The sequence below is a fragment of the Clostridiales bacterium genome (assembly GCA_014799665.1).
Taxonomy (GTDB): Bacteria; Bacillota; Clostridia; order Christensenellales; family Pumilibacteraceae; genus Anaerocaecibacter.
Genome location: JAAVHP010000025.1, coordinates 46,709 through 61,866, shown reverse-complemented (window position 1 = coordinate 61,866; position 15,158 = coordinate 46,709). Strand labels below are relative to the sequence as shown.

Genomic DNA, 15,158 nt, shown 5'->3' with positions numbered 1-15,158 from the left:
CTCTCCTTTTAGTCGTTCTCGTCGTCCAAGTCGTCGAGCGGGCTGTCCGCGAACGGATCGGCGTAATCGACGTCCTCACCGAACAAACCGCCGCCGAGCTCGTCGTCCTTAGGCGTTTCTTCGTCGTCGTCAAGCCCGCCGAGGATATCGTCGTCGGGCGCGACATCGTCGTCCTCGCCGAACAGACTGCTGTCGTAATGCTTTTGCGTAGGCTCGGCGTCGTAGAGCACGGGATCGTCGTCCATGAGCTCTTTAATACCGATTTCTTCCTTGTTCTCGGTAAGCACCTTGACGTCGAGCGCGAGAGCCTGCAATTCCTTGATAAGAACCTTGAATGATTCGGGAATACCGGGCTCGGACACGTCCATACCGCGGATAATGCTGTCGTAAGTTTTGGAACGACCCGCGATATCGTCGGACTTGACCGTCATGATCTCTTGAAGCACGTTGGCGGCGCCGTAAGCGTACAGCGCCCATACCTCCATCTCACCGAAACGCTGACCGCCGTTCTGGGCTTTACCGCCGAGCGGCTGCTGCGTAACGAGCGAGTACGGACCTGTCGAACGCGCGTGCATCTTGTCGTCGACAAGGTGGATAAGTTTGAGCATATACATATAGCCGACGGTGGCGCGGTTCTCAAACGGTTCGCCCGTCCTGCCGTCGTACATTTGGATCTTGCCGTCGACCTCGCCGTCGGGCGATACGTAACCGTTCTCGGCAAGAAGCTTTTGAATATCGGACTCGATAGCGCCGTCGAAAACGGGGGTCGCGACCTTCCACCCGAGCGCTTTCGCAACGAGACCCAAGTGGACTTCGAGAACCTGACCGATATTCATACGGCTGGGAACGCCGAGCGGGTTGAGCACGATTTGGAGCGGCGTGCCGTCCGCCATGAAGGGCATATCTTCCTCGGGCAATACGCGCGAGATAACACCCTTGTTACCGTGGCGACCTGCCATCTTGTCGCCGACCGAGATCTTACGCTTTTGCGCAATGTATACGCGCACGAGCTTGTTGACGCCCGGCTTCATTTCGTCGCGGTTGGCACGGGTAAAGACCTTAACGTCAACGACTATACCGCCCTCGCCGTGCGGAACTTTAAGCGACGTATCGCGCACCTCGCGCGCCTTGTCGCCGAATATAGCACGCAATAAGCGCTCCTCGGGCGTAAGGTCGGTTTCGCCCTTAGGCGTTACCTTACCTACGAGAATGTCACCCGAATCGACCTCCGCGCCTATGCGGATAATGCCTTCCTCGTCGAGGTTTTTAAGCGCCTCGGGAGAAACGTTGGGGATATCGCGCGTGATCTCCTCCGCGCCGAGCTTGGTGTCGCGAGCTTCGGTTTCGTGCTTATTGATATGGATGGAAGTGAAAACGTCGTCCTTGGCGATACGCTCGCTGATAAGGATAGCGTCCTCGTAGTTGTAGCCTTCCCAGCTCATGAACCCGACGAGAACGTTCTTGCCGAGCGCGAGCTCTGCTTGCGAAGTGGAATGTCCGTCGGCAAGCACCGTGCCCTTAGCGACGCGCTCGCCTTTCTTGACGATAGCGCGCTGATTGATACACGTGCCTTGGTTGGAACCGACGAACTTCTTTAACAAATAGGTTTGACGGTTGCCGCCGTCCTCGTTGACTATGATACGCTCGGCGTCGACGTAATCGACCACGCCCGCTTCGCGCGCAATGACCATAACGCCCGAGTCGTAAGCGATCTTATGCTCGATACCCGTGCCGACGATAGGAGCCTCTGTGCGAAGAAGCGGAACTGCCTGACGCTGCATGTTGGACGCCATGAGTGCGCGGTGCGAGTCGTCGTTTTCAAGGAAAGGAATGAGCGCCGTAGCGACCGAAACCATTTGGCGAGGCGAAACGTCTACGTAGTCGATACGCTCACGCGCGACCTCGCCTATCTCTTCGCGGTAGCGGCGCATAACGCGCTTGTTGACGAACCAGTTATTCTCGTCGAGCGGCTCGGAGGCCTGCGCTATCATGTAGCGGTCCTCCTCGTCGGCGGGAAGATAATCGACGACGTCGGTCACGCAATGGTTGACCTTGTCTACCCTGCGGTAGGGCGCTTCGATATAGCCGTACTCGTTGATACGCGCATAGCTCGTAAGCGACGAGATAAGACCGATGTTCTGACCTTCGGGCGTTTCGATCGGGCACATACGCGAATAGTGCGTGTAGTGAACGTCACGAACCTCGAACGTAACGTGCTCGCGGTTAAGACCGCCGGGACCGAGCGCGGACAGCTTGCGGCGGTGCGTAAGCTCGGCTATGGGGTTGGTCTCGTCCATGAACTGCGAGAGCTGCGACGAGCCGAAGAACTCTTTTATAGCGCTCGATACGGGGCGAACGTTGATAAGCGTTTGCGCCGAGATCTCGGTCTCGGTCTGGATCTGCATACGCTCGCGAACAACGCGTTCAAGCCGCGACATACCGATACGGAATTGGTTTTGAAGAAGCTCGCCTACGCTGCGCACACGGCGGTTGCCGAGGTGGTCGATATTATCGCACGAGCCGAAGCCGCGGTGCAATCCCATGATGTAGTTAACGGTGGATATGATATCCTCGACGACGATATGCTTGACGATAAGGTCGTCGATATGTTTGGAGCAGAGCTCGGCAAGCTTTTCGCGGTTGCCTTCCGCCTCGTCCATAAGCTTAACGAGCGCGGGATAGTAAACCATCTCGTTAATGCCGATACTGCGGGGATCGACGTCGATATAGCCCGCAAGGTCGACGTGGTTGTTACCGATGATGTTGAACTCGTTGCCGTTCTCGTCGAGTACCCACACCTCGTTGATACCAGCGTTCTGAATGGTGACGGCAAGCTCCTCGGTAAGAACGTCGGCGGAAGTATGCTGCGCCTTGTTCTCGGCACGCGCGTATACAACGCCGTTTTCGTCTATGATATCGCGCGCAACGCGGTAGCCGTCCACGCGGTAGCGAAGCGCCATCTTCTTGTTATACTTGTAACGGCCGACGCGCGACAAATCGTACTTACGGCGGTCGAAGAACATGCCGTAAATAAACTGCTTAATGCTATCGATGGTCGGAGTCTCACCGCTGCGGAGCTTGTGGTTAAGTTCGAGAAGCGCGCGCTCCTCATCGAGCGGGTGCTTGTCCTCTTTATCCACGTAGCGAGCGCAAGTGACTTCGATCATAGGATCGTTGTTGAAAATCTCTTTAAGCGCTTCGTCCGTGCCGAACCCGCTTTCGGTAACAGCCGACAAGCAGCTAAGGAGCACGGTGGCAAGAACCTTCTTTTGACGGTCCACACGCACCCACAAAACGCCAGACGAATCCTCCTCGAATTCGAGCCACGCACCGCGCGACGGGATATTCTGCGCGCTGTAATGCGCCTGACCGGTCTTAACGTCTTTTTCGTAATCGAAATACACGCCGGGCGAACGCACGAGCTGCGAGATAACGACTCGCTCCGCGCCGTTGATAATGAACGAGCCCGTGGGCGTCATGCGCGGCATATCGCCCATATAAACTTCGCTGCGTGTGCTCTCGTCCGTTTCGCAGTTACGAAGGCGAACCTTAACGTAAAGCGGCACGGCGAACGTAGCGTCGCGGTCCTTGCATTCCTTCTCGGTATAGTTGCGCTTTTGGTTATTCCCCTCGCGATGCCCGAGATAGTAATCCTCGAAGAACAGCTCTACGCGGTTCGAATAATCGGTGATGGGCGAAAAATCGCGCAAAACCTCGCGTATGCCGTTCTCGATAAAATCGTTGTAGGACTTTTTCTGCACTTCGACCAAATCCGGCATATCGATAACTTCGTGGATCTGAGCGAATGACATACGCTCGGTATTGCCGTACTTGACCTTTGTAATTTTCCTTTCAGCCATACAAACTCCTAAAAGAAAGTTATTAACGAATTGAGCGGCGTAAACGCCGAAAAAGAGAGCTATCTAAAATTAAACGCGCAAAAGCGGAGCGAAAACGTCTTCCGCACCGCAACGTGTTCTATAAAGAAAGAAGAGTGATAGGCAATCGTTTAGCTCTCTCTTTGTAAAGTGTGCGATAGTTACCGTACGCCGCAAAAGTAATATTCATTACCTTTATGACAAGTGTATAAGCCTACACTACGGCACACTAACGCATTTTGATATTTTATCACAAAATGTCAACTATGTCAAACAAATTTACTGCATATTTTTGAAATTTTTTAATGTTGTGTGTGGACTAAGCAGGTATTGTTTTGTACACCCAATAAAGTTCAGGTCGTTATTAATTTCTCTACGCCATTCTTAAAAAGCGTGCAAGAAAACTTTAAGTTAAAATATTTTAATGCGGTTAAGCCGAAGCACTCATTTTAATTATTAATTTTTAATTGAAAAGAGCGGCTGCACCCACGCGGCGCAACCACTCTTTGATCCCAATTTCTAATTGCTAATTCTCAATTACTTGAACACGGCGACGCCGCCGACAGGAAGCGAAACATTACCTTTCATATCGACAGAAACGCTACCCGTGCTCGCAACAATCGAACCTACAAGCTTGGTCTCGTTAAACTCTTTACCGAGTTTAACTTCCGCTTCTTCTTTTCCTACATTCTGTATGATGAGCACGCTCTTACCGTTCCATTCGAGCTTGTAAACCGCCACCGACTTATTGAGCTCATTCACTTCGTTAACGCTATTTTCGCCGAACGAGCCGAGCGAAGCGATTACTCCCCACTTATCAAGCGCATATGCGGTCATCACACCGCGACCGATTTCGGGGAAGCGGTTGCGAAGCTTGATCGCCTGACGGTAATACGCCAAAATCGAATCGGTCTTATCCTTTTGATCTTTTACCGATCCGTTCTTTTGCGCACCCTTATAGTCCGCGCCGGGCGGGTCGAATATGTTCGAATGACTGTCGTCCCCCCAATTAAACGGAAGTCTACGGTTAGGGTCGGAGCCACTACCCGCCGCGCCGATTTCCTCGCCGTAGTAAATATAGGGGTTACCCGGCATGAGCAGATACAGCCCTGCGGCTTTCTTAATCTGGGTCGCATCCATCGATCCCGACGAACGATCGCCGTCATGGTTGGACAAGAAGTTCGAAAGCAACGCCGCACTGTCATTTTTGAGCTCGGTCGCCTGAATTTCCGCCATCGATTTAACGAGCGACGACGCACCCGATTTGGCAGAGCCTTTTGCTGTGCTTATAAATCCGGAACTCGAAGTAGCTGCGTAAGTGAAATTAAAATTACTCATGCCCGTTGCGAAATACTTATCGATAACGAACGACGTAGACCATACCTCGCCTACGTTGTAGCAATACCTCGCAAGACCGGGCGTGCTCTCGGCGAACACTTCCGCACCCTTTTTATTGCAGTAATCGTTGAACCAAGTCCAAAATTCGATATTGGCGCTGCTTGTGTCCGAAGCCGCAAATCCGTATGCCCACGGCACTGCGTCCAAACGGAACGACCGCACGCCGCGTTCCAGCCAGAAATCGACTATCTTCTTTATCTCCTCGCGCAGTTCCTCGCTATCAAGGTTAAGGTCGGGCTGCGTTTTCGAGAAATTGCCGAGGTAATAGTAATTGGAATTGGGCACAGCGTAATACGTGCCTCTCGACGGTCTATCGTCTTTGAGTACAAAGTTGTACATTTTCATGTACCTGCTGTCTTCGACGGTAATACCCTTTTGCGCTTCCTTTACCGCTTCCAAGAACCACGGATGCTCATTGGACGAGTGATTAAGCACGAGGTCCATTTGCAACCAAATTCCGCGGTCGTCGCAAGCTTTAACGAGCGCGTCGAAATCCGCAAGCGTGCCGTAGCTTTTATCAACGTCATAATAATCGGTCGCGTCGTACTTATGGTATGACGGCGAAGGATTGATCGGCATGAGCCAAATACCGTTTATTCCGAGATCGGTATCGGTATTGGGATCCCCGTCGTTGAGATAATCGAGGTTATCGATAATACCCTTGAAATCGCCGATACCGTCGTTATTGCTGTCTGCAAACGAGCGCACGAAAATCTCGTAATATGTGCGGCAGTTATCGTTGGGAACGTTGAGCGCACTCGCAGTATCGCCGTTGTGATCATACTCTACGATGTCGCTATCGTCATACCCGTCGCCGCCGTTGTCGTTTCTGCAACCGATAAGCGACGCACCAAACGCGCACGTTAACGCCGCCGCCGTAATAGCGCTTATTATTTTTTTGAATTTCATGATAAAGTGTCCTTATAAAAGAGTTTTTTCTAATGCCGCAACTAAAAACAGCACACGGTACCGCGTGCTGTTTTATAGCTGCCATTAATCTTAGCCCTTAGCCGCGCCGCCGGTGATACCCGCAACATAGAACTTCTGCATAATCATGTACAGAATGACTATCGGGATAGATACGAACACGCCGCCTGCACAGAACCGCGTAAAGTAGTTACCTACAAGCTCGCGCTCCGTGACCCATTGCCTAATTCCGACCGCGATAGTATACTTTTCGGTCTGATTCATCATGAACACGCTGGCTAAAATATAATCGCACCAGGGTGAGATAAACGACGTTAAGATCGTGTATATGATGATCGGCTTACTGAGCGGAATGATCATTCGCCAGAAAATTCTGTTCTTGGTAGCTCCGTCTATGCGCGCCGCCTCGTCGATAGCCAATGGCACCGTATCGAAGAAGCCTTTGACGATATAGTAGCCCGTACCGGAAGCCAACGAATACACCAATGCCAAGCCGATAAGACTGCCGGTCAGATTGAACGCCTTAAAGATATTGTACAAAGCAATCATCGACAGGAAGCCGGGGAATAAGCCGAGTATCAGCGAAATGTTCATGAGCTTCTTACGCGCCGAGAACCTAAGCCGCGACAACGCGTACGATACCATGAGTATGAGGATCGTCGAAATAACGCACGAAATGAGAGCGACTATCAGCGTATTACTAAACCACGTCATGTACGGGAACGAAGAATAGTCGTTACGGTACGTTCCGTCGTTACTGGGAACGCCGGGTCCGCCGGGAAACAAATTTCTGAAATTATTCCAGGTATATTCCGTCGGGAAAATAGTCGTCGAGGTAGAAGAAGTGTTTGCGTCGAATGCGCGCAATATCATCCATACTAAGGGGAACAACCAAATGAACACCATTAATATCAGTATGATATATATGACCGTATCCGATAATATACGTTTCGATCTTAAACCTATCATTGGAACGTATCCTCCTGCTTAACAGATTTGGAGCTATTGAATACGATGAGCGCGAAGAACGCGGTAATAAGGAAGGTGAATATACCGATAACCGCGCCGTAGTTGTATTCGGGGTTGGACTTGCTTACCGTCAACCTGTAAAGCCAAGTAATCAACAAGTCCGTGGAATAAACCATCGCGCCGCCATCGAGTATGCGGGAAGGACCGCCACCCGTCAAGAAGAATATGACGTTGAAGTTATTGATGTTGCCCGTGAACGTCGTGATGAGCTGAGGACCCATAACGAACATAATGTACGGGAACGTGATCGATACAAACCTGCGAACAGGTCCCGCGCCGTCGATACGGCTGGACTCGTACAGCTCGTCGGGAATATTCATGAGAATACCCATTGTAGCAAGCATTGTAAACGGCATACCACGCCACAAGTTAATGACTATAACCATAACTCGCGCTAACATATAGTTAGACGGTTTGGAGCCGAGGAAGTCGATGGAATGCTTCATTCCGAACACTTTTATAAGTATCTGGTTCATCGGACCTGTAAGGGAATCGTTGTCGCTGTATCCAAAGAACTTGCTCATCATAAGGAGCGTTACGAAATCGGGAACGGCTATGACGACAATAAAGCAAACACGCCAGAACGCTTTAAGCTTGATCGACTTTTTGTTGATCATCATCGCCAAGAACATTCCGAAGAAGAAGTTCGTAAACGTAGCGAATACAGCCCAAACAAGCGTCCAGCCCAAAACGCTCCACAAAACGGTGCCGTACGTCTTACCAAATACGTCGGCGAAAGCGCTGAATCCCGTCCAGGTGAACAGTGATCCGGGCGGATAATGGTTAACGCCGTTTACCCTACCGAAATTGGTGAACGCAACTATAATATTACACACCAACGGCAATACCGTAATCAACAATATGCCGAGAATGGGCAAAACAAGTATCGTTACGTGATATCCGTCGTTAAGCGCAAAGTTGACCTGTTGCTTTACAGTGGAAAGCGGCTTGCCCTCCTCCACTCTCTTCTGCGTGTTATAAGCGATCTTGGTGTTAAGAATCCACATATACACGAAGAAAATCGTCAGCATTATAGCCATAACGCTGAAAATCAAAATAGTGAGCGAATTATCTACGTACTTCGATACAGGGAATCCATCCGGTCCGTCTACTTTTATTGTAGCTACCTTACCGAGCGATCCGAACATGGCAAGATTGCTGCCGCCAAGGAATACCATAAACAGTATATACAAAACTTCTATGGCAAGCAATAAAAACCCTTTCAGCACCTGTCCGCGCGAAAAATTGCCAAATCCCATAATGAGATAGGACGTTTTCGTACGCCAGTCCCCATTCTTGAACCTTAACCACAGCCCCTTAAAGCATAAACCGATAGCGATGAAAAATCTCGAAACCTTTTTGGGGATAGCCTTGATTATACTCCACAATAACAGACCTACACCTTTAATGTAATCCCAAATTGCAAGTCCGAGTTTTTGATACCAAGGGCGGTTAAATTGTTTCCAAGTGGGCGTGGTTTTTTCTGTTTTTTCCATTTAAATCACATCCCTAATTTTTATTTTGTCATGATTTGGATAAAAAAGTTCAGCCGAACCGAAACTCGTCCGACTCGGCTGAATATCAATACCAATTTTCTTTACGACAACCGCTATTATGCCTTTTGCTTAATAGCCGCTACTAAGTTGTCAAGTGCGGTTTGCAGATTGTCAATCGTGGTAGTTCCGTCGGCAATCTCGGCGCAGAACGATTGCATGGGATCCCAGAACGGATCTTGGTTGCCCTGCACGTAAGAACCTACGGCAGCCTGAGCAAGAAGTGCGGAAAGCGCTTTGTCGCTTTGAACCGCGGGAAGCTTCGCCGCTTCTTTGTTGCTCGGACCTGCATTGTCCGCATTATAGCGCGCAACCTGACCCTCGTAGCTGGTGAGGAAGTTCGCGAACGCCATAGAAACCGAAATATTGGTCTTCTTCGAGTTGACGCCGCAGTACTTGCCGCCGAAGAAGGTGTACATCTGCTTCTGAACGTCTTTACCGTCGATCTTAGCGGTGAACGTGGGAAGCTTCGTTGCCTTTGCATTTGCGGGCAAATCGCCTGCGAACCAGCCGCCGCCGATACCGGCTACAACAGATCCGTCTTTCATGCCGGCTACGATATCGTCGCCGATCGCACCTTTGATAAGGCAGGGTTTCTCGTTTTCCATAACGTTATCGGTAACGAGATATCTAATCATAGCCTCGGCAGCAATCTTGCCGTTCGCGCTATTGAAGTCGATTTCGTAATTGTCGCCTACGTATCCGGCATTGCAGCCCATTCCGTAGAAGAACGTAGGGGTATACCAGCCGGTGCCGTAATCCCAAATGATGTTCTTGTTGGCTTTCTTGGCTTTTTCCATCATGCCGTCCAAGGTCTCGACGTCGCTATCCGAGAAGAAGTCGCCGTCATACCACAGATAGTAGCCGTTATCCGCCGTTGCGGGGAAAGCAAGCATGTAGCCATCCTTGCTAAGCGCAGCGCTGTAGGTACCTTCACTGTCGCGCTCGGAGATAGCCTTGGTATAGTACGAACCGACATTACCACGCAACTCTTGCAGTATATCGTCCTGAACGAACTTATCCAAGTGGTCCGACGGGAAGAAGAACACGTCGGCGCCCTGCTCGGGGTCGGTAGCAAGCGCTTCCTGCGCCTTGTCCTCACCCTTCGGGGTGAAGTTAATCGTAACGTTGGCGTATTTGCCGTTATGATATTCGTTGGACGTGAACTTTGCTGCAAGCGTTTCAAAAGCAGCAACCGTCTTTTCAGGCGCCCAAACTTCGATCGTGCACGCAGCAACAGCCTCGTTGTCGCCCGCAAACGGATCGTTTACATCCGAAACGGTCGGAAGATCATCCGCCAATTTGTTATTAACGTCGCCGCCGCCGTTTCCGCCGTTGTCACCGCCGCCGCAAGCAACGAGACCGGCAATTGCCGAGAACGCCATTGTAGACGCAAGTAATGTAGCAAGCAATTTCTTCATAAATTTCCCTCCAATATGAATTTATTTAATTGCTAGAATAATTTTAACATTATAATTTACCCTTGTCAATAGTTTTTGGCAAAATTCTTTTATTATTTTTATTCATTTTGCACAAAAAACAGTCCTTTATATTGTCAAATCTTACAGGATATACTTATTATCCCCCCGTTCCGAGTGATATATACTATATAAAAGAAAAGAGCGGACGAACCGCTCTCAGCATATCTCATTCTTTGACTTGCAACTGATTAAACTCTACACCGTCGGCGCGTCTTATCCTTACCGCATCGAACCGCTCGGGATTTGTAACGGCGAGCGCTGCCACGTAGTCGTATATAGCGACGGGCGCACTACGACTCATGCACAAGTCCTTATACTTATCGACCAATTTATCGGTAAGCTCGTCGCCCGTTTTAAAGCTTTCGAACGCGAGCTTTTTATCATGGCAGGAATCGAGCGTTGCGACAGCGGTCGCCTTTTCGGCGAGCGTCTTGAACGCAGGCACGTCCAAAGCCTCATTGAACTCGTAGTCGCCGTAGTTGGGCTGTTCTTTATACGTTCCCGCCATCAACACGGTGCAAAACGGAACGTAGCCAAGCATAACGGGCAAAGTACACGGACCGAGCGACAGCACACAGTCGTGCGCGGGCTCTTTCTTCCCTTCCAGTTCTTTTTTGAACGCTTGGAAGTCGATCACCGTTACGTTCGACTGCTTTTGTTCGAGTATGTCGCCTATTCCGTCCGTGCCGTGAACGTCGGGAATATCTGCGGAACACTGCTTAATATTTCGCGTATCGACTATTCGCACCTTGTTTTTATCCGCGCCTGCCGCTGCGAGCAACGTATGAGCGTTGCGGTAAGCCGTTTGCACGCTAACGTTGCCGCCGATAGGCACTATATCTATATAGTTGAACATATCGACATTTGTCAATACGTGCATAGTGGCTATCGCGTCGTCCAGTCCGTAATCGCAAAACATTATCAATCGGTTATATTTCATTGCATTCACCTCGTTTTTACGCCTGCGAGCCGATCTTCGGCGCGTAAGTGATACTGCCTATACCCTTGCCGCCGTTCTGCTCGCCGAACGTTACCGTGCCGTTTTCGAGCATTTCGTTAAATACGGTAGCGCCCTCTTTGGTGATACTAACTATATTGACCTTTTCGGTACTCGTGGTATCGCCGTCGGTATCATTCGCTTCCATAAGCTCGGTAACGACTTTGTATTGTGCAGCGGTCATGCCGTTGAATATGGTATCTACGCTCTCGAATACGCCCTCGCTGTTTTTGGTATATACGATAGTGGCATACACCTCGCTCGGCGTCAAATTCTCGTTCAGCTTACTTTCGTGCTCAACCATGTTACCCATAGTTAGCTTGAACGTTACGACGAGATAATCGTTATCCTCGGTTATTTCATCCTTATCTTCGCCTATGCGTTCATTAAGCCACACGCGTGCGGCTTTCGCCTCCTCGGTATCGACACCTTTCGTGAGGATGATAGTTTGAACGGCAATAACTTCCTCTTTCTTGTCGATTTGCTCGACCTGTTTCATAAAGCCGTTAAAGCCGATATCGCTCTCCGTTTTACCGAGCAGGAACTTTTCTGTTTCATCCTCGTCCCATTTTTCGCCTGCGGCGGGGTTGCGGAGAAGCAAGTCTTTCATATCGTCGTCGCTTATGCCGTCGAAGATATCCAATACGTAGTTATTGGTATTTCTGAGCGAGCTATCATGCGAACGAACGTACATACCCTGCACCGCTTCCTTAACGGTTTCGGAAGTACGACCTTCAAGCGAGAGCTCCATCTTCTCGGCGAGGAAGGTATAGAAATCGGTCATTACAAGTCCCGCTTTTTCAAACCGGAAGAACGGTTCAGCATTGTCATCGTTCGGTTCTTCGTCCGGGTCTGTGGCGGCGGTCCTACTACCGGTCATGCTGTCTTGGAGCGCGGTCATTTCCTCGTACATTGTTTTGCCGAGTTCGAGCACCTGTTTTTGTATATCGAAGTCGGGCGCAAAGCATTTAACTACTTTAAGTGTGTCGTCGTATACACCTTTTTTATCGGCACCGCTCATATTATTGACGACCGTAGTCACGGGATAGTAGAGTTTGCCGTCCGTTTCGTCGGTTTCAGGCTCGCTCATATCGATAGTCGCGGTGACGAATATATTTTCGGTAGCCAATAGCTTACTAACCTTTGCGGGCAACAGACTGCCTACGTTTATGGCGAGAATGAGCGTGAGCTCGTCGGTATCGGTTTCGACCTCCATGATCGTGTAATTTTTCAGGTCGTCGCCGACCATTTCGGTTTGCAGGAACGCGCCGAGCTGCGCGGGAGTCATCGTCGGTTTGAGCTGACTGACCTTGCGCGTATCGTAGGCAAGGCATTTCACGGTGCCGTCGTTGACTCGAAGCTTGTCGGTATCAAAGCCGCCCAAGCTGCCGTCGTCCTTAGCTGTGCTCGACATAAACTCGGTAAGGTCGTCGAACGTTTCGAGCCTGCCGTTCTTCGCTTGACTGTCGTCGAGATAGTATTTATCCACAACGTCGGCGACAAAGCCCGAATAGTCGGGGTTGCCGTCTTTCGTTTCGATTTGGGTAGTTTCGGGCAAGCCGTCTACGTTATTGAGCTCTTTGAGAACGTTCTTTAATTGCGCGCCGTCCACTACGGGCTGACCGTCCTCACCTTTGATAGCAAGGTTTGCCATGATCGTGAATATGTCGGGCATTACGATCGCGCCGTTGTCGCCCGATACGGGGTTGGACTGCTCGTCGTACTCGTACGTAGTGGTTTTGAGCTCCATGCCTTCGAGCTTATTGAACATCTGCTTCACCATGTCGACCATCATCGTTTCAATCTGGTCGGACATACAGTCAAGGCTTATCGACGGAGCAAGCTTCTCGACAGCCGCTATCGCACGCGCGGTGTCTTTGCACGAGTTGAGCTTATACGATACGGGATCGCGCTTCTCGCCCGCGTTCAGCTCGCCGTCCTGAGTTATGTCGACGACCACGGTCAAAAGTATTCTATCCGGCATAAGCCCCGAAGCAAGCGAGGTCATCATCCCGCCCGCTTCGCCGAGCATACTGCCGAGATTGACTTCGACGGCGATCATGGCGTAGGTGTGGTTTAGCTTTTGCGGGTTGCTCATGAACGTGAGCGCGATAAGCTCCATGTCGAACCCGTTAAGGTTGGCTTTGAGATCGTCCTCGAACGCCGCGGCGAGCATCTTGTCGGTGACGAACAGCTTTTGCGGCGCGCTGTCGCTGTTTATGGACGCATTGAGCCGATTACCGTTCATGCGGTTTAACAGTTCGTCGGAATTGACGGGAGTCTTGCCGCCGTCGAGCGACACGCCCATCATGGCGAGAACGTCGGCAAGTTTTTCATCGTCCTTTATATCGATCGAATACGCCTGCGAAATCGCCTTTGCGAATTTGTCCTCGTAGTCGATAGGGGTCTGCCCGTCCACGCCGTCCTCAACATATTTCTCCTCGCCGTCGACGAGATATACACCCTTATAGCGGTAAGGCGAAACGTAGCGGTATTGCTCGTCGGCATCCGATAACACCGCTTTAAGAACGTAGATAAAGTCCGCCTTGGTGAGCGGCTCGCCCTCGGTAGACTTGCTCGCAAGACGCGCGAGCGTGTCGAGGAAGTCGATCGTTATCGTTCCGTCGTCCACTTTGTCGAGCGGCATATTCTGCGACGCCGTTTCGAGGAAAGGCGTGATCTTTTCGCCGTATTCTTTGAGCATATCGTCGAGCGTGTTCTCGCTGCCCGACATTTTCATCACGCCGTTAACCAGCTTCACCGCGCGGGCATGCTTAGCGTCGTTCATGGCGTTGATATTGACCGACATATCGGCTTCGCCGTACAGCGGAATGGAAACGGTGGCGTAAAGGTTTTTAGGCAGGAATATATTGCCCATGCCGCGCGCAAGCCAGCTCAGCCAGCCCATTCCGTTTTCGTTCATTACCGAAGTGAGCGCCTGCCCCGCCGCAGACTGCACGCCTATCCACACGGTGACCGAAGCGGTGGTCGATACCGTAGTATCGCCGTCGGTCTGCGCCGCGAAGGTGATCTGTTTGAGCGCGAGCACCGATTTCAGATCGATCACATTGGATATGCTCTGTAACGAGTCGATGCCGGAAGCGTTTTGGAGTATCGCTTCGAGTATGGCGTTTATGAAAGATGCGAGTTGTTTGTCTTTGAGCTTGAACAAATACTCATCGGTCGAGGGATCGTTTTCGTCGTAGCGATTTAACCTTTCGAAGTCTATGTTATCGCGGTTGAGAACGCCCGAAATCATGTCGGTAAGAATACGCATGATCGCGGAGCTCGACGAGCTTTCCTGTTCGCCGTCCTCATTATCGCCGGTCTCGTTCTCGTCGCCGTAATCGGAGTTGCGCGCGACGGCGGCTTGCGGCTTGTTTGCGTAGTTATCGATAGCGCTTTCGAGCGCCTTTTCGAAATCGACTTCCGCGTCGTCTTTAAGAAGAACGTTGCGCTTGATTTCCTTGTAGAAATCGTTTACGTCGTCCTTGCTATACGGATTGGTCACTACCTTCTTGTCGTTCGCCCAATACAAATCGTTCACTACGCCGAGCGTGTCTGCAAGCGACATATCCAAATTCTCTTGAGTAAATTTATCGCCGAAATACCAGCCTACGCCGAACGCCGCCGCAAATATTATCAATATTAAGACAAGCACCGCCAAGCAGCAGGAACAACATCTGTGCTTCTTTTTTTCGGGTCTGCCCCCGTTCTCGGACACTCCTATCTTTTCAGCCATTTTTACTCCAAAACGAAAAATAATCGCGTAATACTCTACTTTATTACACGATTATTATACTACGCAAGCATTTTTTTGTCAATGCCCGTAAGGAAGTCCTAATGTTATTCTAATAGGATTTTAATAATTAGCAATGAATGATTTATTAAATTA

Annotated in this window: 7 protein-coding genes; all 7 read right to left on the bottom strand. The window is 50.5% G+C overall.

The window, feature by feature from the left end:
* Window positions 1–8: 8 nt before the first annotated feature.
* On the bottom strand, window positions 9–3,812 hold the full coding sequence (locus HDT28_07975) for a DNA-directed RNA polymerase subunit beta (protein ID MBD5132504.1): 3,804 nt from the start codon (window positions 3,810–3,812) through the stop codon (window positions 9–11).
* 603 nt (window positions 3,813–4,415) lie between these two features.
* The gene (locus tag HDT28_07970) at window positions 4,416–6,185 is read right to left on the bottom strand and encodes an alpha-amylase (GenBank protein ID MBD5132503.1); all 1,770 of its coding nucleotides are present in this window, start codon (window positions 6,183–6,185) and stop codon (window positions 4,416–4,418) included.
* A 90-nt stretch (window positions 6,186–6,275) separates the two neighbouring features.
* Window positions 6,276–7,172, bottom strand: coding sequence for an ABC transporter permease subunit (locus HDT28_07965; protein ID MBD5132502.1), 897 nt, complete (start codon window positions 7,170–7,172; stop codon window positions 6,276–6,278).
* A complete protein-coding gene (locus tag HDT28_07960; GenBank protein ID MBD5132501.1) occupies window positions 7,169–8,728 on the bottom strand; it encodes a sugar ABC transporter permease in 1,560 nt (519 codons plus the stop codon). The genes HDT28_07965 and HDT28_07960 overlap by 4 nt, the downstream gene beginning before the upstream one ends.
* A gap of 116 nt (window positions 8,729–8,844) precedes the next feature.
* Window positions 8,845–10,206 carry an extracellular solute-binding protein gene (locus HDT28_07955; protein ID MBD5132500.1) on the bottom strand — a complete coding sequence of 454 codons (1,362 nt, stop codon included), beginning with the start codon at window positions 10,204–10,206 and terminating at the stop codon, window positions 8,845–8,847.
* Window positions 10,207–10,432: 226 nt separating this feature from the next.
* Window positions 10,433–11,206 (bottom strand): hypothetical protein, encoded by a 774-nt coding sequence (locus HDT28_07950; GenBank protein ID MBD5132499.1) that lies wholly within the window; start codon window positions 11,204–11,206, stop codon window positions 10,433–10,435.
* A 16-nt stretch (window positions 11,207–11,222) separates the two neighbouring features.
* On the bottom strand, window positions 11,223–15,005 hold the full coding sequence (locus tag HDT28_07945; protein ID MBD5132498.1) for a hypothetical protein: 3,783 nt from the start codon (window positions 15,003–15,005) through the stop codon (window positions 11,223–11,225).
* Between the last annotated feature and the right edge of the window lie 153 nt (window positions 15,006–15,158).

Bases quoted from the DNA above. Each gene is read 5' to 3' on its own strand.
- HDT28_07975 (MBD5132504.1), bottom strand. From the start codon at position 3,812: ATGTCATTCGCTCAGATCCACGAAGTTATCGATATGCCGGATTTGGTC.
- HDT28_07970 (MBD5132503.1), bottom strand. From the start codon at position 6,185: ATGAAATTCAAAAAAATAATAAGCGCTATTACGGCGGCGGCGTTAACG.
- HDT28_07965 (MBD5132502.1), bottom strand. From the start codon at position 7,172: ATGATAGGTTTAAGATCGAAACGTATATTATCGGATACGGTCATATAT.
- HDT28_07960 (MBD5132501.1), bottom strand. From the start codon at position 8,728: ATGGAAAAAACAGAAAAAACCACGCCCACTTGGAAACAATTTAACCGC.
- HDT28_07955 (MBD5132500.1), bottom strand. From the start codon at position 10,206: ATGAAGAAATTGCTTGCTACATTACTTGCGTCTACAATGGCGTTCTCG.
- HDT28_07950 (MBD5132499.1), bottom strand. From the start codon at position 11,206: ATGAAATATAACCGATTGATAATGTTTTGCGATTACGGACTGGACGAC.
- HDT28_07945 (MBD5132498.1), bottom strand. From the start codon at position 15,005: ATGGCTGAAAAGATAGGAGTGTCCGAGAACGGGGGCAGACCCGAAAAA.